14 protein-coding genes are annotated in these 18,945 nt (G+C 45.1%); 6 read left to right on the top strand and 8 right to left on the bottom strand.

Annotated elements, in window-relative coordinates:
* Positions 1–11 precede the first annotated feature (11 nt).
* Positions 12–3,050, bottom strand: coding sequence for a BspA family leucine-rich repeat surface protein (locus F7D47_RS14495; RefSeq protein ID WP_153085458.1), 3,039 nt, complete (start codon positions 3,048–3,050; stop codon positions 12–14).
* Between the two features lie 152 nt (positions 3,051–3,202).
* Positions 3,203–3,325 carry a hypothetical protein gene (locus tag F7D47_RS15065; protein WP_262884370.1) on the bottom strand — a complete coding sequence of 41 codons (123 nt, stop codon included), beginning with the start codon at positions 3,323–3,325 and terminating at the stop codon, positions 3,203–3,205.
* A 687-nt stretch (positions 3,326–4,012) separates the two neighbouring features.
* Between F7D47_RS15065 and F7D47_RS14500 the strand changes: the two genes are divergently transcribed.
* Positions 4,013–4,504, top strand: a complete 492-nt coding sequence (locus F7D47_RS14500) for a DUF6169 family protein (RefSeq protein ID WP_144150639.1) — start codon at positions 4,013–4,015, stop codon at positions 4,502–4,504.
* A 197-nt stretch (positions 4,505–4,701) separates the two neighbouring features.
* Here the strand turns inward: F7D47_RS14500 and F7D47_RS14505 are convergent, their stop codons facing one another.
* The gene (locus tag F7D47_RS14505) at positions 4,702–4,932 is read right to left on the bottom strand and encodes a hypothetical protein (protein ID WP_153085457.1); all 231 of its coding nucleotides are present in this window, start codon (positions 4,930–4,932) and stop codon (positions 4,702–4,704) included.
* Between the two features lie 49 nt (positions 4,933–4,981).
* Positions 4,982–5,620 (bottom strand): HU family DNA-binding protein, encoded by a 639-nt coding sequence (locus F7D47_RS14510; protein ID WP_153085456.1) that lies wholly within the window; start codon positions 5,618–5,620, stop codon positions 4,982–4,984.
* Positions 5,621–6,058: 438 nt separating this feature from the next.
* Between F7D47_RS14510 and F7D47_RS14515 the strand changes: the two genes are divergently transcribed.
* Together F7D47_RS14515 and F7D47_RS14520 are read left to right on the top strand one after the other, a co-directional pair.
* Complete coding sequence (locus tag F7D47_RS14515) at positions 6,059–7,366, top strand: exonuclease SbcCD subunit D (RefSeq protein ID WP_194252613.1); 1,308 nt, start codon at positions 6,059–6,061, stop codon at positions 7,364–7,366.
* Positions 7,363–10,833, top strand: coding sequence for an AAA family ATPase (locus tag F7D47_RS14520; RefSeq protein ID WP_153085454.1), 3,471 nt, complete (start codon positions 7,363–7,365; stop codon positions 10,831–10,833). The genes F7D47_RS14515 and F7D47_RS14520 overlap by 4 nt, the downstream gene beginning before the upstream one ends.
* Positions 10,834–10,930: 97 nt before the next feature.
* Here the strand turns inward: F7D47_RS14520 and panD are convergent, their stop codons facing one another.
* Positions 10,931–11,275, bottom strand: coding sequence for an aspartate 1-decarboxylase (gene panD / locus F7D47_RS14525; RefSeq protein WP_089545082.1), 345 nt, complete (start codon positions 11,273–11,275; stop codon positions 10,931–10,933).
* Between the two features lie 61 nt (positions 11,276–11,336).
* Complete coding sequence (panC, locus tag F7D47_RS14530) at positions 11,337–12,188, bottom strand: pantoate--beta-alanine ligase (RefSeq protein WP_022120920.1); 852 nt, start codon at positions 12,186–12,188, stop codon at positions 11,337–11,339.
* Positions 12,189–12,362: 174 nt separating this feature from the next.
* Here panC and F7D47_RS14535 point away from each other — a divergent pair, with 174 nt between their 5' ends.
* The 3 genes from F7D47_RS14535 to F7D47_RS14545 are packed head-to-tail and all read left to right on the top strand — an operon-like array spanning position 12,363 to position 14,859.
* A complete protein-coding gene (locus F7D47_RS14535) occupies positions 12,363–13,175 on the top strand; it encodes a glycogen/starch synthase (RefSeq protein ID WP_118253531.1) in 813 nt (270 codons plus the stop codon).
* Positions 13,176–13,210: 35 nt separating this feature from the next.
* The gene (locus tag F7D47_RS14540) at positions 13,211–14,677 is read left to right on the top strand and encodes a DUF4270 domain-containing protein (protein ID WP_153085453.1); all 1,467 of its coding nucleotides are present in this window, start codon (positions 13,211–13,213) and stop codon (positions 14,675–14,677) included.
* A 35-nt stretch (positions 14,678–14,712) separates the two neighbouring features.
* Positions 14,713–14,859, top strand: coding sequence for a hypothetical protein (locus tag F7D47_RS14545; protein WP_022120923.1), 147 nt, complete (start codon positions 14,713–14,715; stop codon positions 14,857–14,859).
* A gap of 567 nt (positions 14,860–15,426) precedes the next feature.
* Here the strand turns inward: F7D47_RS14545 and F7D47_RS14550 are convergent.
* Positions 15,427–16,236 (bottom strand): hypothetical protein, encoded by an 810-nt coding sequence (locus F7D47_RS14550; protein ID WP_153085452.1) that lies wholly within the window; start codon positions 16,234–16,236, stop codon positions 15,427–15,429.
* Positions 16,237–16,421: 185 nt separating this feature from the next.
* On the bottom strand, positions 16,422–18,914 hold the full coding sequence (locus F7D47_RS14555; protein ID WP_153085451.1) for an ATP-dependent helicase: 2,493 nt from the start codon (positions 18,912–18,914) through the stop codon (positions 16,422–16,424).
* Between the last annotated feature and the right edge of the window lie 31 nt (positions 18,915–18,945).

The following is an 18,945-nucleotide window of genomic DNA, read 5'->3' on the forward strand; positions in this document are numbered from 1 at the left end:
CTCAGTTTTTTTTATTTGATGATAACTTTCATTGTCTTGTTTCCACGCTTCACGATGTTGATGCCCTTCTGAGGAGCGTTGAGGCGATTGCCCTGCAGGTCGTAGTATATGGCATTGTCGTCTGCAATAGTGTTGAGGCTGTCGATGGCTGTTGTGCTATCGTCGAAGCCGATGCTAAACATCTTGGCACCAGCAGCAGGAGCAGTAGAGTTGTCTACCATGTAAGCACGGAAAGGCTTGCTGCCCACCTGTGTTGTGCTTGTGTTCTCCAATAGCTTGGTAGGGTTCATCAGTTTGTCGCCCTTCACGATGTAGCAGTTGTTGTCAGCATCCTTGTCGAACACCTTCTTTGTATAGAGACCCTGGAGCTGATAGCTGCCATCAGCAGACACTACCTTTTGCGCAATCTCCTTGTTAGCTTCAGAGAAGCTGAGAGTGGTTTCACCGTTGTTCATTTTGATGATAACAGGAGTGCCAGCTGCGATGCTTGTCTCTACTTCTTTAAGTTCGATAGAACCCTCATTAGCCGAGAGAAGACTAAATGCACGGAATTTCTGCCCCGTGAGCGACACTTCATATGGCAAGCAGAGCGTAGCCCATGTGGTGCCAGCCTTCATTTCGCGGTTATAAGTAGCTGTTGTCGCTGTGAAAGGCTCGTAAGCCACGAAATCCTTATCATCGGCAAGAGCAAGGCTCGCTGCTGTAAGAGTTTCTCCTGATGCCCCAATCTTCTCGTTACCGTTCATACCTACCAGCTTACTGAAGTAGCCAGTCTCGTAGTTGGCGTAAGTGTCGTCAAACTTGTTTTCATCATAAGCTATTGCGCCTTTGAGCGAGGTGCAGCCATAGAACATGCTTCCTCTTTCTGTTATGTTTGTTGTAACGAATTTATCGCTGACATAAATAGTAGTGAGGGCTGAGCAGTCTATCAACATACCGCCCATATCCACTACCTTTGCTGTATTGAAGTTTGTGAGGTCGAGTAAGGTGAGGGCGGAGCAATTAAAGAACATAAAGCTCATATCGGTTACATTACCCGTATTGAAATGAGAAACATCAAGAGAGGTGAGTTTACCACATTCATAGAACATACATGACATATCTGTTACTTTCTTGGTATTGAAGTGAGAAACATCAAGAGAGGTGAGTCCGCTACAACCCAAAAATATGCATGTCATATTTGTTACGTTCTCGGTATTGAAGCTTGAAACATCAAGAGAAGTGAGTCCGCTACATCTATTGAACATGTGTTCCATATTAGTTACTTTTTGGGTATTAAAGTGAGAAACATCAAGAGAAGTGAGTCCGCGACAATCCATGAACATCCAGCTCATATCGGTTACTTCTTCGGTATTAAGATGCTCAATACCTTCAATTTGAGTCAGCATATCACAACCTCTGAACCAATAATAGCAACTCGTAGGACGTGCTTTTGCAAACGAGGCATCGAAGACCACTTTTTTGACATAAGAGTTTTTAGAAATCCATTCAGGAGTATTTCCCCCCTCATTAAGCTCATAAGCTCCTTCGGGCTTGAATCCCTTGTAGCTGAATGTAAGAGTTCCAGTAGCATCGTCAAACATGGCATACCCACTTCCATAAGTAAAGTAACCAGTCGGGCCGCAGTTGGCATAGGTGTGGTCTTCCTTGCTAGAGGAATAGTCTTTGAGGTTGAAGCAATGATAGAACATATCAGAACCTTCAGTAACCTGATCCGTAACAAACTTATCGCTGGCGTAGATGGTTTTGAGAGCGGAGCATTTACGGAACATATCTGTCATATTCGTCACCTTCGCTGTGTTGAAGTTGGTGAGGTCGAGAGATTCGAGAGAGGTGCAGTTATAGAACATATAGTACATATCTGTCACATTCTCGGTGTTGAAGTTTGTGAGATCGAGAGATTTGAGAGACCTGCAGCCACCGAACATATAGCGCATATTCGTCACGTTCTCGGTGTTAAAATACTCAATGCCTTCTATTGTGGTCAGATAAAAGCAGCCATAGAACCACATATAACAGCTCGTTGGTCTTGCATTGGCAAACGAAGCATCGAAAACCACCTTCTTGATATTTCTACTTATAGCTTTCCAATCCCGATTAAGGTCATAAGCTCCTTCAGGCTTGGAAGGACTGCATTTGAATGTAAGCGTTCCTGTGCTTCCTTCAAACACTGCATAAGCCGGATATAAAAGGCTGGCATAACTTACCTCTTGAGTGGCATCTGCATCGCTGAAGTATTTGTGGCATACATCACACTGCCAGTGTTCTTTAACTCCATCTTTAGCTTCATGGTAAGTGAGTGTGTGCTTCTTTAGCTCATCAGTCTTATATTTTTTTACTATTGAATGACAAATAGAGCATTTGTATGTGGTATAGCCATGCTCGGTGCAAGTAGTTTCCACAGTTTTTATTGCATTGCCAAGGGCAGACGAGCCATCGGCATTTGTGTGCGTACAAGTTTGGAGTTTGAGTTCAAATTCGCCTACCTGCAACACGTCTCCGCTATGAATAGCCGATATTTCCCATTTGAAATATTTGTAAGATTTACCTCCCCCGCAGGTGAAGTCGTAAGAAGTATAGTTCACATCCTGAAGCTTCGTATCGTTGTTTACCTCCTGAATGAGCGTCCATTCTCCATCTTTGCCCACGTTGTTTCCATAGAGCTTCCACGACATAGGGTTGCGACCTTTACTAGTGAAGTTGTCGTTACCCGTTGTGATGGTGTAGCCCACAGGGACTCCTGCTTTGCTGGCTGCGAAGATGACATTGGCACTACCTGAGATTTTGCAGCACCACTTGGAGAAATCGCCTTCTGTCTTTTTGCCATCAAAGAGTTTCGCATAAGTCTCATTAGTGAAGCCTTGGGGATTACCTGCTAAGGCTGTGAAGGTTACTGTGTTGTCGTAATCTGTCTGCGCCATCATACTGGTAGGCACAAGCAACAACATGAGCCACATCAATGGGAACAGAGCGATCCTTCGGAACCTACCTCCACCATTGTTAATACGGTCGGCATGCGACCCATTGAATTGATTGGTATTTTTTTTCATAAATTAATATTATAATTGTTATTTAAATTTGTCTGCTTATTGTTAAGTTCACTCCAGAAAATACAAGAGGTTTATTAAGAAGATAAATATGGATGCACCCCCCGATGATAATCAGGGCTAACTCTATCCTTGGTATGGTTTCTATATTTCCTTCATGTTGCAAATATAGTGAATTTCTCCGAAAGAGGGTGCAGCTTTCCCCTGTTCAAATCTTTATCAATCTGAAGTTCATTTATCTGCTGGTGCAAAGCTTCCCAATCTATTTTCTTTGCCATATCGGTGTCTCCTAGCTCTACAAAATATACTCCACCGATTCCTTAAGCAGAGAAGATTGTTTGTGTTTGTAATGGCTATAATAAAAAGAAAAGCGTAGGAATCAAATTACTTCTATATAACCCTTGATTATAGAGGCTCTGGAAAATGCCTTAGACACCAAGGAGAAGCAATAGACCCTACGCCAAACTTGTATATATAGATAGCATAGGGAGCACCCTCTTCTTATTTAAGAAAAGGGCACACCTATGCCTCGCGTATATACACGATGCGTAGACGCCTACCACAATCTTCCTCTGAGTGTCTATTTGAATTTTCCAGATTCCTATAATTCAGAAGAAAACGTCAGTACACGTCTTTCTTATTAAAATAGGCCAAGCCATGGATTTTTACCTAGCCAGCGACTCATCGCTAGCCATCCACAGCAAGACAACTGCAAAAGTACGAAAAAGAATTGGGTTCACAAAATTTTGAGTCTTTTTTCTTGCATATCTCATTTACTTTTCTTATCTTTGCCACCAAATTAATAACAATAACATTAAAAAGGAGGTTATTATGCAAGCAACAAAGAACAATTCAAAGGAGGAAACCATCAGAAAGTTTAAACAACTCCTAAAACATAAAGAGGAGATGCTCGAAAGAGCAAAACAATATGATGGCATTGACATTTATGCTAAATTTGCAAACGCATGAAAGAATTGTCTCTACATCACATTAACAGCAAATCACCTTATCGAGTTATCTGCTCAGATAAGGGTGATTATCTGTTTGCAACAGACAAGGGGATTAACTATACCATTTCTTTTACGGAAGAGTTTCCTCTTGGCGGTTGTATGAGCTATCAATTTTGCATACACAATGACAATAAAATCCATGGCTCATACGATAATAAAATAAGCACAACGATTATTGCCATCATTGAGGAGTTCTTCCTTCAAAACTTGAATGTCTTACTATATATTTGCGACACAAGTGACAACCGTGAAGAAGTTAGAAATCGTTTGTTTATAAGATGGTTCAAGGAATATGCAGACCCACAAAAGTATACCATCCAGTCTGCTAACACAACCATTGAAGGTCAAGGATTCTACTCTTCTATCATTGTAGAAAACAGAAATCCACTATTAGATGAAATCAAAGCTGATTTCGAAAAGTCGGCAAATGATTTAAAAGAGAAATAGTTTCTTGCAAATCCCAATAAAATTGGTTATAAAGCAGCATATATTCAAGGCTTTTGCCCTTACAGGGCGCAGGGGGACAACGCCTTAACACCCAGGGTGGTGCCCTGGGCTAGGAGCTTTTGGGCCTTCAGCCCGTGCTTGAACCACATGCAAAAGTTCAATGATTTACTTCTTAACCAGGCATTTTATACTCATGTCTAAGCTTCCAGATAGTTCATCATATCCTCCAATGTATCGAAGTTCTTGACATTCCCCCTCTTTACATCCATAATAGCCTCCAACAAATCGCCCTCATACACTTGTGGTCTAGTATGCTTCTTATCATCCATAAAACGAACCAAACGTACATAGCCAGAGCGACAAGCCTTCGACTTTTCCTTCTTGGAACAATCAAAATCGTTCTTAAAATCTATAGTAATCTGCTTCATAATTATTTGGAATTTAAATTAAACATCTATTTTAATACTATCGTTGCATTTATTCTTTCCGCTTCACCCAAACCTTATGGCTGCCGCGGCCTAGTGAATCTATCGGCGAAGATTTATCACAGGTCAGCTCCTTCAATTCCATAGAGGCAGCAGTACGGCTCAGGTTGTTGATAGAGGCATAATCGCCTAGGGTGAGGACTCCGTTCTTCTCTATCACCTCCAGGGCACGGGCGATGCGCTCTTCCTTGGAATACAGCTGCTTACGGATAACCTTTACGCCACCCATATCACGCTCCAGGTCACGGTCGGTTTCACGCTTCACATCCTTGACAAACTCAGGAGACGCCTTGAAGTTGATGTCTTTCACTCCCACCTTGCGGTACGTCATCTTATCATCTGGATTCAGAATTTCCCTAGGTTTCTCATCCTCGAAAGCGAGGGAGAGGGAGAAGGTGCCGAAACCTTCCAGATTCACGTTGTAACCCATGGAGAGCATATCTGTCAGCATATCAACCACATCGGTCAATACAGCCTCCGTGGTACTTTCCGAAATACCGCGATGGTAGTTCTGCATCATCTTGACGAACTCTTTTCGGGATAGTGTCCGGTTGGTCACCATCTTGGGATAAACTCTGCGCTTGCCATCATAGCGCATATCCCCCATTTCCTGCAATTTGTACTTAGCCATATCAGTTTCCTTTCCTATTTTAGTTTATTAGTATTTCTTATTGCAACAGCCTTTATATCCTATAGTATTTATTGTTATACTTAAGAAGAAAAGACCACAAACCTAGGAAGAAAAGTATTTTATCCTAGGAGAAATCTCCGTTCGTAGACACTGAACCGACATTCAAAGTCTATGAACCGCCGTTCAAAGACACTGAACGGACATTCAATGTTTATGAACGAAGATTTCTACCTTGCAAAGATACAACTTTATCAGATATAAAACAAGACTTTTCCTGAATATCTTTACTTTTCCGGCCATAATTCTTCGTTTTTTGAGCTTATTTCTTTGCGTATCCCAAATAATTGTGTTAACTTTGTAGTCAGATTGCAAGCCAAAGGCTAAAGGATTGCAAGCCAAAGACTAAGCAAAAGACTAAGATTAGACATCCTTATGAGTATGAAGATATTAGCAACCAGCGACTGGCACCTGGGCAACCTGTTTCACGGCAACGACCGTCTGCCAGAACACAAGCATTTCCTGAAATGGCTCCTGGAACAAATCGCTGAACAAAAGCCCGATGCTCTCCTCATAGCAGGAGACATCTTTGATAACGGAAATCCATCGGCAGCGGCACAGACCGTTTATTACGAGTTTCTTGCCGATGCTACCCAACTGTGCCCTAACATGCAGGTCATCATTACCGCCGGCAACCACGATTCCGCCAGCCGACTGGAGGCTCCCCGTCCGCTGCTCACCCGATACCACGTGGAAATAAGAGGAAACGTAAGGAAAATCTGGCAGCAGGGAGAAAGCGAGGACGATGATAAAACCGGCGGACATTGGATCTATTCCTTCGATGACCTCATCATCCCCGTAACCAACGAGGCAGGAGAAGAAGTCATCATCCTCGCCGTACCTTTCCTAAGAAGCGATGTGGTACAGAACGCCAGTTACTCGCAGGGAGTCAACGACTTTCTGAGAGAACTGACGGCTGAGGCTCGAAAGAAATACCCGGGCAGGAAGTGCATCATGATGGCACACATGTACGCCAAGGGTTCGGATATCGCCAAGAAGGATGCGAGCGAGAAAATCATCATCGGCGGACAGGAGGAAGTGGACCTGGAAGGATGGAACGACCATCCCGACTATATGACTTGCGGACACATCCACAAACGGCAACATATCTGGAATACCGACTGGGCAAGATACACGGGAAGTATCCTCCCGATGTCGTTTGCCGAGAAAGACTACACCCACGGCATCGACCTCATCACCATAGAACACGGAGAAGAGGAGGAAGGAAAGGAAACCGGCAAGAGCAAGGAATGGAAAGTAGATTTCCTGGAATACAAGCCTCAGCACGCCCTCCGCATCCTGCCCGAAGATGAGGAAGAGCTGACCTTCAAGAAATGGCAGAAGCTCATCAATTCTGAACTCTCGGAGAGAACTGACGGCAAACTGAGCGACCATTTCGACTACGTGATGCTGAAGGTGAAACAGGAGAAACTGAACAGCGATGACATCAAGGAACTGGAGAAACTCGTCAACGAAAAGGATGCCGTGCTCTGCAAAATCCAGCGCATCATCCCGCAACTGGACCTCTCCACCATCCAGGGTTCCCAGCACATCACCAGCATAGAAGACATCATCAACCGTCCTCCGCTCGACACGCTGAAAGAAGCCTTCGCCATCAGACACAACGCTCCAATGAACGAAAGACAGGAGAAAATGTTATCCGATTTATTAACGACATCATCATTATGAAATTCCTACAACTCGAAATACTCAACCTCGCTTCGCTTGACAAACAGGGAGGCGAGGTCATCAACTTTGAAGAAGGTGCCTTAGGCGAGAGTACCATCTTCAGCATCGTAGGTCCGACGGGAAGTGGCAAGTCTACCCTACTCGATGCTATCTGTCTGGCTCTCTACAACCGCGCCCCTCGCTACCCCAGGAAGAAAGGTGACAAGAACCAGAACATCGAGATTTTCGGAGCTGCCGATGCCAGCGAAAGTAACCGACTGGCTCCTACCGACAGCCGAAACATCCTGACCCGTGGCAAGAAGGAAGGCTACAGCAAACTCACCTTCCTTGCCAACAACGGCAGCATCTACCGCGCAGAATGGCACGTCAGATTCCAGAGGGTACGCTACGAGAACGCCAAGACTGCGCTTTATAAAATCACGAGAAAGGGAGAAGAGATAACGGAGGAAGCTGCCGACTGGAACGAGCTGCCGAACATCATCGGACTCGACTACGACCAGTTTCTCCGTACCGTACTCATCGCCCAAGGCTCGTTTGCCAACTTCCTGACGGCAAAGGAAAACGAGCGGTACGAACTCCTGGAAAAACTCATCGGATGCGAGGAAACTTATACGAACATCGCTACTGAAATCAAGAAGGCGAAAGACCAGGCGACAGATGACTACAACCAGATGGCAGCATCGGTGGAAGCCGTAAAACAGAACCTGCTGAACGATGAAGAACTTGCCCATCTGAAGGAGGAAATCGCCCGGTTGGAAAAGGCAGAGAAGGAACTCGACAGCCAGTTGCAAGCCATTTCGAAAGACCTGCAATGGTTTGAGGAAAACGATAAGCAAATCAAGCAAATCACTATCTGCCAGTCTGATATGAAGCAAGCAGCAGATGCCATTAAAGCGATGCAAGCCCAGATTCTCCGTCTGCAGTTGCACGATGAAGTACAGCCTGCCGTCAACCTGCTGCAGGAAGTAGAGCGACAGACGCAAAGCATCCACGAGCAGGAAGAAAACATCCAGAAAGCGGAAGGAAATATCAAAAGTCAAGAGTCTGCCATCAGCGAAAGCGAGAAAACTCTCGCCAGTCTGAAGGAAGCAGTAAGCAAGGCACAGGAACAGCTGGAAAAGGCGCTGCCGGTCATCGCTGAAGCAAGAGCGCTGAAAACAAAAATAGAAGCGGCTATGCCGAATCTGACTGAAAAGAAAGAGGCATTGGAGTTGGCCCAGAAAGAGAATCAATCTGCCCTGAAAGACGTGGAGGAAAACGCCCGAAACATCAAAAAATGGGAAGCTGAAACGGAGAAAGCGAACCTTGCCCTCAAAGCGACAAAGGAAGAGATTGCCAAGCAGAAACAGGTTCTGCACGAAGCGACGCAAGCCGCAGAACATGCTTGGGAGACGGAAAGAAACAAGACTGCCGGACAGAACATAGAGGAACTGCAGAACAGCAAGACTGTAGCCGACAGGAAACTGCAGGATGTCCAGCAAGCCATCAAGGTTGTGGCTCATCTCGATGCTGCCACAACAGAAAAGCAGAAGAATGAGGAGCGCATCCTGGTCTTGGGCAAGAGAAACGCAGAGATAGATGAAGCCCTGGGCAAGTTGACCATCGAGGCTCTGACCCAAGAGACCCTGACGCTGAGAAATGCCTATACCCTCATGGTGAGTGAGAAATGGGAGATTCATCGTGCCAACCTGACCGAAGGCAAACCTTGTCCGCTCTGCGGCAGCACGACCCATCCTTATCATACCGACAACAGACAGTTTGAGGAAGCTACCACGGAACTCTCGCAACTTCTGAAAGTCAAGGAGGATCTGCTGAAACAGGAGCAGATACAGGAAAAGAACCTTTCCGGCGAGAGAAAACAGAACGATGGCGAAGTACAGACGCTCCAGAAACAGCAGGAAAAGCTGTCGGGAGAAATCGCCAGTTACGAAGAGGAATGGAAGGCGCTCATCGCCCAGTATCCAAAGATTCCGAAGGCGGGAACGGAACTGAAAGCACTCTTACCTATCTATGAGAACAAGGCGAAAGATGCGAGCAGCAAACTAAGCCTCTTTAACAAGATTCAGAAAGAGATAGAACGGCTGACCCAACTCAAAGATAAGGCTGTAAAGGATGAAGCTGCGTATGAAAGCAAGGCTTCAACTATACAGAACAAAGCCCAAGAAAATACTTCAATCTGTACCACAAAACTGGCTGAGCAGAAAGCACTTACCACCAACCTCATCTCGCAGCAGAAGAGTAAGGAGGAGGCTTACGTGAAAGCCCTTCAGACATGGAATAGTACCAAGAAGGAAATGGAGGAATGGCAGGAGAAATACAAGCAGATTCTGAATGGAGAAGAGCCTGATGCGGCTGAACAAAGACTGACAGCAGCAAAGGATGAGGCAACGAAAGCAGCAGATAACCAGAACGAGAATATCAACAAACTGAAGGCTGAACTCGCCAACAGTAAAGGTTCGCACCAAACCATGCTGTATCAGAACAAGACGATGAAAGAGAATCTGCAGGCGAAGGAAAAGGAACTCGACCTTTGGATTGAGGAATATAACAAGCAGCTTGAAGAAAAGAGCATCGAAGGAAAAGACTTCGAAGAGACTGATTCTAAAGAAAAAGGCATCGAGGAAAGAAGCTTAGAATCAAGATTCATCGACAGAAATATCATCGGAGAGATGCTTCACTCTGCCGAAGATTGGAACGCTATCCGACGGGCAAAGGACGAAAAGGAGAAAGCCGTGGCTTCAACTACTGCTCTTTACCAAAGTGCAGAAAAGGCGCATCAGCAGCATTTGGAACATCAGCCTGCCAAGTCCCGTGATGCTCTCCTAGCCATTCAGCAGGAGTATCAGGAGAGAAGCCAGCGCAACGAACTGATTGCTGCCAAAGCCAGGATGCAGAACCATCAGGAAGCCGTAAAGCAGTTGGGTGACAAGGCTGAGGCTCTGCAACTCGTAACGCAGGAAAAGGACGACTGGACAGCCATTACGGATGCCATCGGAGCAGACGGCAAGACGCTGCGCAAGATAGCCCAATGCTATACGCTCAGTTTCCTGATAGCGCACGCCAACCAGGAAATCAGAAAGTTCAACAGCCGTTACGAACTGCAGCAGGTAAAGCATTCGCTGGGCATCAGAGTCATCGACCACGACCGTGCTGACGATATCCGAGACACCACCTCCCTATCAGGTGGCGAAACCTTCATCGTGAGTCTCGGTCTCGCCCTGGGTCTGTCGGCATTATCCTCCCGTAACATCTCCTTCGAGAATCTGTTCATCGATGAAGGCTTCGGAACCCTCGACCCCGATACCCTAGCCACCGTCATCGACTCCCTCGCCATGCTGCAAAGTTCGCAAGGCAAGAAGGTGGGCGTCATCAGTCATACCGACACGATGAGCGAGCGCATCACCACCCAGATAAGGATTATCAAGAATGGCAACTCCGGCAGCAGCCATATCGAGATCTATCCTTAACCCATCGCAATTACACCTTAAATTATATAGTAATAAAACAAAAGAAAGGGTGTGCCATAAGTCCATGACACACCCTTTCTTTTGTTTCCATTGAATATTAAACCCTGTTTCCCTCTTTTGGGAAAACCACGGTTGGCTTGAAGGTCTTAGCCTCCTCAAAGTCCATCAGGGCATAAGCGATGATGATGACGGTATCGCCCACCTGCACCTTGCGGGCTGCAGCACCGTTCAGGCAGATACAACCGCTGCCACGCTCACCCTTGATAATATAGGTCTCCAAGCGCTCACCATTGTTGTTGTCTACAATCTGAACCTTCTCGCCTGCTATCAGATTAGCAGCGTCCATCAAGTCCTCATCGATGGTGATGCTACCCATATAATTCAGGTTAGCCTCAGTTACGGTCACACAATGGAGCTTACTCTTCAATACTTCTATCTGCATTGTTCTGTTATTACTTGATCTGTTACGGATTAAACTTAATAAAGAATATCTATAGAGGAATTTATCCTTTATACTTGATATGGTCGATGAGACGGATAGGAGTCTTACCGCAATAAACGGTGATGCAACCTACCACGTATGCACTATCCTCCCATGAAGAAACATCCTGCAGGCTGTCGCCATCCACAATCTGGAAATACTCTACCTCCAGACCCTCTACAGCATTGATGTCGGCAACCACCTTATCGTGAGTTTCCTGTACGGTATGAGTCTTGGCATACTCCACACTCTCCTTCAGGGCCTTATAGATGTTTGGCGCAATGGCACGCTCATCAGGAGCCAGCAAAGTATTACGGCTGCTCTTAGCCAAACCATCCTCATCACGGACAATAGGGCACTCTACAATCTGCACATCGCTGTTGATGTACTTCACGAGCTGCTTGATGACAGCAATCTGCTGCCAATCCTTCTCACCGAAATAAGCACGAGTTGGTCGAACGATATAGAAAAGACGGCTCACTACCTGACATACACCATTGAAATGACCCGGGCGCTTGGCACCCTCCATCACGGTAGAAACAGGTGGAAACTCAAAGTGGCGCGTATCTGGTGTAGGATACATCTCCTTCACCGATGGTGCAAACACATAGTCAGCACCACAAGCCTCCAAGAGCTTGCAGTCAGCATCGAGGGTACGAGGATAGCGATCCAAGTCACCCTGATCATTAAACTGTGTAGGATTCAGGAACACAGAAACTACAGTCACGCCATTTTCCTTTACACTGCGCTTAACAAGAGAGGCGTGACCCTCATGCAGCGCACCCATAGTTGGCACAAGGCCGATTTCCTTTCCCTCCTTACGACACATGAAGAGTTCGTTCTGGAGGTCAACAATCTTATTGAATACTTTCATCGTCATAATCTGTTTTCGGGTGCAAAATAACAACTTTTTTCTCAAATGAGAAAGAAAAAACCTAAAAATATGCGAATTATTGCCGAAAATAATGAATTTCGGAGAAAAAATGCCCCTATTTGAAGTTTTTTTTGTACCTTTGCACGTAATTCGTAAGAATAAAATTTAAATTTTATGGCAAAAAAAGTATTATTTATCAATCAGGAGATCGACCCATACGTAGCCGAGTCTCACATGTCAATCATGGGACGCGAACTGCCTCAGAAGATGCAGGAAGCAGGTTTTGAGATCCGCACCTTCATGCCTAAGTGGGGCACCATCAACGAGCGTCGCGGACAATTGCACGAGGTCATTCGCCTGTCTGGTATGAACCTTATCATAGATGATACAGACCATCCGCTGATCATCAAGGTTGCATCTATACCAACAACACGACAGCAGATTTATTTCATCGATAATGACGACTATTTCAAGAGCCGCCAGATGGGCACCGATGAAAACGGAAAAGAATATGCCGACAACGGAGAAAGAGCTATCTTCTTTGCACGTGGTGTATTGGAAACCGTAAAGAAGCTCCGCTGGCAGCCTGATGTGATCGTCTGCCAGGGTTGGGCTAGCGCAGTAGTGCCATTCTATGTAAAGACAGCCTACAGCGAAGAGCCTTCATTTGCAGAATCAAAGGTGATTACCGCTCTCTATACCAACGAACTCAAGGGTGAACTGGGTACCAACTTCAAACGTTGCGTTGCCTTCCGCGATGCCAAGTCTGAACTGCTCGACGGCTATCAGGACGACTTCAACTTCATTGAGCTCGGCAAACTCGCCATCGACTATAGCGACGGTGTGGTAGAAGGTGAAGAAGAAGCTAACCAGATTCTCTTTGATTATGCGAAGGAGAAGAACAAGCCTGTACTGGCTTATCCGGGAGAAGATATCCAGGAGCCATACGCAGACTTCATCAACAAGGTTTGTCCTGACGCAGAATAAAATTCCGACAACAGAGACACATACATACAAGGATAATGAAAATATTAAGACTCTTAACAGTATTAGTAATAGCAGCGCTTACTTTCGCTGCATGTGATGATACCACCGAGGGAATCGGTGGTAGCATCACTAATAAGATAGACAACATTAACATTTCTAACTCAGCGTTCAATGTTACCACAAAGTCTATAGTAGCAGATTCCGTATTGAGCCGCAACAACACGGGCCTTATCGGTAATATGAAAGACCCGGAAACCCACAATTATGTAAAGGGTGACTACATGACCCAGTTGAGCGTATTGCCTACTTTCTCTGTAGATACACTAGATATCAAGAAGGCAAACAATGGTTCTATCGAAGCCGACTCATGCTACCTCTTGGTTTCTTACAACGCCAGCTACGGTGATACCATCACCCCTATGAAGGTGACAGCCTATGAGATGACCGAGCCGATGAGAGAGGATCAGGAATATTACTCTAATTATGATGCCTTCAAGAACGGCTGGGTAAGCGAAAGCAATCAGCATTGGAGCAGCAATTACAACTTGAGCAATACATCAGACGTCAAGAACTTCAAGATTTACTTGAATAAGGAGTACAAGAAAAATGGTAAGACTTATAAGAACTACGGATCTTACATCCTGCAGACATACGCTAAACATCCAAAGTACTTCAAGACCAACTTCAAGTTCCTGCACAACGTCTGTCCTGGCTTCTACATCAAGAATGTAGGTGGTACGGGTAACATGGCTAAGATCTGGAATACAGAGCTTATCTTCTACTGGACCCAGACCATCAAGGCAAAGGACGGCGTTACTGACAGTACTGGAATCGGATACAACCGTTTTGATGGTACAGAAGAGGTATTGCAGCTCAACAAGATTGAGAATGATACCGAGAACTTGAAGAAGTTGGCAAGTCAGGAGGACTGGACTTACCTCAAGTCGCCTGCCGGTATCTTCACCGAGGTTACTCTTCCTATCGATGACATCATGAAGGGCCATGAGAAGGACACGCTCAACACAGCTACCATCTCTTTCCCACGACTCAATAATGTAGACGAAGACAACCCATACAACTTTGCTACACCAAGCACCATCCTGATGGTTCAGAAAGACAGTTTGCAGTCGTTCTTCGAAAAGAGCAAGTTGGCAGATAGCCGTACTTCTTATACTACAAGCTACAGCAGTACAGGCACCTACAAGAATGCCTATACATTCCAGAATATCGCCAACCTGGTTTCTGCCATGTATAAGAACAAAGGCAAGAGTGAAAACTGGGATAAAGTAGTACTGGTTCCTGTAAACGTCATCACAACCACACAGGGCTATACTACCGTCATCTCCAAGATTAATCACGATATGTCACTCGCTTCCACCCGACTCATCGTGGGTACGGATGATTCTGACAAGGATTATACCACAGACAAGAAGACTGGTAAGAAGGTGGCATCTGGTCCGATCCGAATCAAGGTGATTTACAGCAAGTTTAAAGAAGAATAAGCATTCATAACGCAAAGTAAAAAAGGAAACGAAACATGGCAGATAATTTTTTGGAGCGTCATCGCGAAGAATACGAGATACGCAAGGCTGCATGGCTCAAGAAGAAGAAACTATTCATGAAGTCAGGCAAGAAACAGAAGCCCCAGACACAGATGCCACGTCCTGAAGACGAAGCGTTATAAACACGAAAATATTCAGAATCCTGAGAAAGAGGGTGTATCATAAAGCATTTGAATGTTTATGATACACCCTCTTAACTTTGCCGGTTAATCCTTAAAAACCGCCGCATAAGTACAATAAAAGCCACTTAACACAAAATAAAGCAAAATTAATTTGGAGTTTACCCATTTTTTTTATATCTTTGCATTGTGAACTTAAAAGTATTAAATATTAAACAGACAAAAACAATAAAATAAAAATAATCAAGATATTAGTAGAGATACTGGTCTATGGGTTTGACTTTTCTAAGAACTTGCATTTAAGGATACAAGATATTTGCAGGATACAAGTTACTTGCAATATATGAGATACTTGGTTTATGTTTATAGATAATGGAGAAATTACTCTCATAAAGAATTTGTTTTTAAGTTTAAACAAAAATGCTAAAGTTAGATGTTAGTAATTATAAGTCCCCGTAGTGACCGTGAGGCTACTGCGGGGACGCTTTTTCAATTTATAGTATATAGAAACAAAAAGGGCAAGACCAGAGATGGTCTTGCCCAATCTATTTTTATAACTCTTTATCTATATTATAAGATTCTACCTGTAAGAGAGAACTTCAAAACAGGATAAACCTTCAAGTCTTTTACAAACTTAGAGAGATCATCCTCGCCAGCATCTTCCAATGCCTTATTGATATCTATCTCGTTACCATTCTGGTAAACCTTGAGCTTGCCCATGAACTGGCAACCCAACTCAAAGCGGCAACCGATACGGTTCTTAGGAACCAGACGACCGAAACCTAAACCGAGGTATGGACGAACATTCTTGCAACGGATATCGCCCTGAAGGTTATAATTCTCATCGAGCTCCAAGTTGTAACCACCCAAGTTGGCTGATATAGCCTTACGGAACTGTTGCTCCAAAGTTTGATTATTTTTCAAGTATTTATTAGAGAAATCACGAAGTTCATCGCAAGAACCGGTAACCTCAGCAATCTTCTCACCACCAATAGACAAACCAGCAGCGATAAAGAACTTGCTGCCACCACCGAATGGATACAGATTAGCCTTTACATTAAAGGTGGTACGGTCGAATGAGCCTTCTGCATGAATGGTTGCACTGGTTGGGTACTGAACATTAGGTACTTGAGGCAAAGAACTAGTATTGACATCTACATCCAAATCACCAGACAGTTTGAAAGATGGCATGATGTTCACACCTGCTTCTACCTCAAGGAAGTTAGTAACAGGAGCAGCCACACCAACACTAATACCCTCGGTACCTGCACCCACGTTAAGACCTACATGGTTAAAGATACCGCGCTTGTAATCGCTCTGTGCCATTACACTTCCTACACCAGCAAGCAGAATTACTGCCATCATCATTAATTTCTTCATAATCGTTCTGTTTATAAGTTAAATATTAAACTCTTTTTTGCATATCGTTCGTAAATATGCTACAAATATAAACAAAAGTTACAAGAAGAACAAATAATTACACAAAAAAATTAAGACTCTTTAGTACTTTAGCATACTAAAGAGCCCTAATATATTATTAAAAACGCAAAATCAGACTACTAAACTTAATCTACTACCGTAAACTTGGCATATTTCAGCAGAAGCTGTTTGGTGCCAGAATGAACGAACTCAACCGTAGCCTTCGTATTCTCACCAGTACCTTCAATCTTCAATACTGTTCCCCGTCCAAAACGCTGATGTTCTATCTTCATTCCCTCCTGCAAACCACAAGAAGAACTGCCAGCAGATAATGCTGTAGAAGAAGAAACTGATGCTGCAGAAGATCCAGTACCGCGAGAAGCAGGATGAGAAGAATGCGCCTCCATGTAACGCTTAGCTGCATTCAGCGCTCTAACAGACTTGAAATTGCCTTCAGAGAGAGATGAGCGTCCGGAAGTACGTGAAGTCTCAGGTTCATCATCAAAGAGAGAAGGCTTAGGATCTGCCACAAACTGCGATGCTACCGGTTTGGAATTCTGATACCTGCTACTGTATCTAGGCTGCTCAGCATCCTCCCATGGTCTGCGAGGACGTTGCGCTCTCGCCCACTCCGGCTGGTCAGACATAGAGCCAAACAAGCTTCCACCAGCCTCATCCAGGCTATCAATCAACTTGCCGTCAATCTCATCGATAAACCGACTCGGATTATCAAACTCCATCTTGCCATATCGCCAGCGGTTCTTGGCGTTCGTCAGGATACAATGTTTCTCAGCTCGCGTAATGGCAACGTAAAGCAATCTCCGTTCCTCCTCCAGTTCTCTGAGCGAAGCAGCAGAAAGCGGACTTGGGAAGATATTCTCTTCCAAACCAACCACGAAGACCGTAGGAAACTCCAGACCCTTGGCAGCATGAACCGTCATCAGAGAGACACGAGGTTCATCCTTATCACCATCGCTGTCAGCATCGGTCAGCAGCGCCACATCCTGCAGATAATCCTGCAGAAAGAGTTCATCAAACCTACCCTCTTCACGGCGTTCCTCCACAAAAGCAGACATACCGCTCAAGAATTCCTCCAAGTTCTCCTGACGTGCCAGATCATCGGCATCCTTGCCCGACATGATATCCTGACTGATACCACTCTCCTTGATAATGGCATCACCCAATTCATAGACATCCGTAGTTTGAGCCCGTTCGATAAACGAAGAAATCAGTAACCTGAAGGTTTCCAGCTTGTTCATTGTACCCTTGTTAACCGCCAGTCCATACCGCTCAGGGGCACCGATTACCTCCCAGAAACTCACCTGGTTCTGATGGGCACAGTCAGCAATCTTCAGCACCGTAGTAGCCCCTATTCCTCGTGCCGGATAGTTGATGATACGCTTGATAGCCTCTTCATCATCCGGATTCGCCACCAGACGGAAATAAGCAATAATATCCTTAATTTCCTTGCGCTGGTAGAAACTCAGTCCGCCATAAATGCGATAAGGAATACCCTGCTTTCTGAACTCCTCCTCGAAGCTGCGGCTCTGGGCATTGGTGCGGTAGAGAATGGCAAAATCACTATACTGGCATCCATCCTCGCGCCGGATACGCTTCACGTCCTTCGCCACAATCGCCGCCTCTTCCTTGTCGCTGTAAGCAGGCTTATACTGAATCTTCTCACCCTTCGCATTCTCGCTGAACACATCCTTAGGAATCTGGTTGCGGTTATGCTTGATCAGACTGTTAGCCGCCTCAACGATGGTCTGAGTAGAGCGGTAGTTCTGTTCCAGTTTGAAGAGACGCGTGCCCTGAAACTGGCGCTGATAGTTGAGAATATTATCGATATTGGCACCACGGAAACTATAGATACTCTGCGAGTCATCACCCACGGCACAAACACGCTGCTTCTCCTGACAGAGTTGCATGACGATAGACATCTGAACGTGGTTGGTATCCTGATACTCATCCACCAGGACATAATCGAAGCGGGCGGCATATTTGTGGCGAATATCCTCATGCTCCCTGAAGAGCTGATAGGTAAGCGTCAGCAAATCATCGAAATCCATGGCATTAGCCTGCTTGCAGCGCTGCACGTAAGCCACGAAAATCTTACCAACCTCAGGCATCTGCGCACGCTTGTTCTGCTCGAAGATAGCCGCATCGCTCTCATAAGCCGCAGCACTCATCAGGTTGTTCTTCGCCATCGAAATCTTGGCATGAACGGCAGCAGGCTTATACTTCTTATCATCCAGCCCCATCTCCTTCACTATCGCCTTGATCAGCGAGCGCGAATCACTTTCGTCATAAATGGTAAAGTTGTTGTTGAAGCCGATATGCTCAGCCTCCGCTCTCAGGATTCGGGAGAAGATGCTGTGGAAAGTACCCATATAGAGATGCTGTGCGAGATCATTTCCCACCAGTTTTCCGATACGTTCCTTCATCTCCCTTGCTGCCTTGTTAGTAAAGGTGAGCGCCATGATGCTCCAGGGTTTCATGCCCTGGCTCAGGAGATAAGCTATCTTATAAGTAAGCACACGCGTTTTACCCGAACCTGCACCGGCTATCACCAGCGAAGGTCCGTCAATATATTCTACCGCAGCACGCTGCGCTTCGTTCAAGTCTTTCAGTAAATCCATGAATCAATATTTGAGGCAAAAAACTATTTTA

Origin of the sequence: Segatella copri (assembly GCF_009494835.1) — a bacterium.
Classification (GTDB): domain Bacteria; phylum Bacteroidota; class Bacteroidia; order Bacteroidales; family Bacteroidaceae; genus Prevotella; species Prevotella copri_F.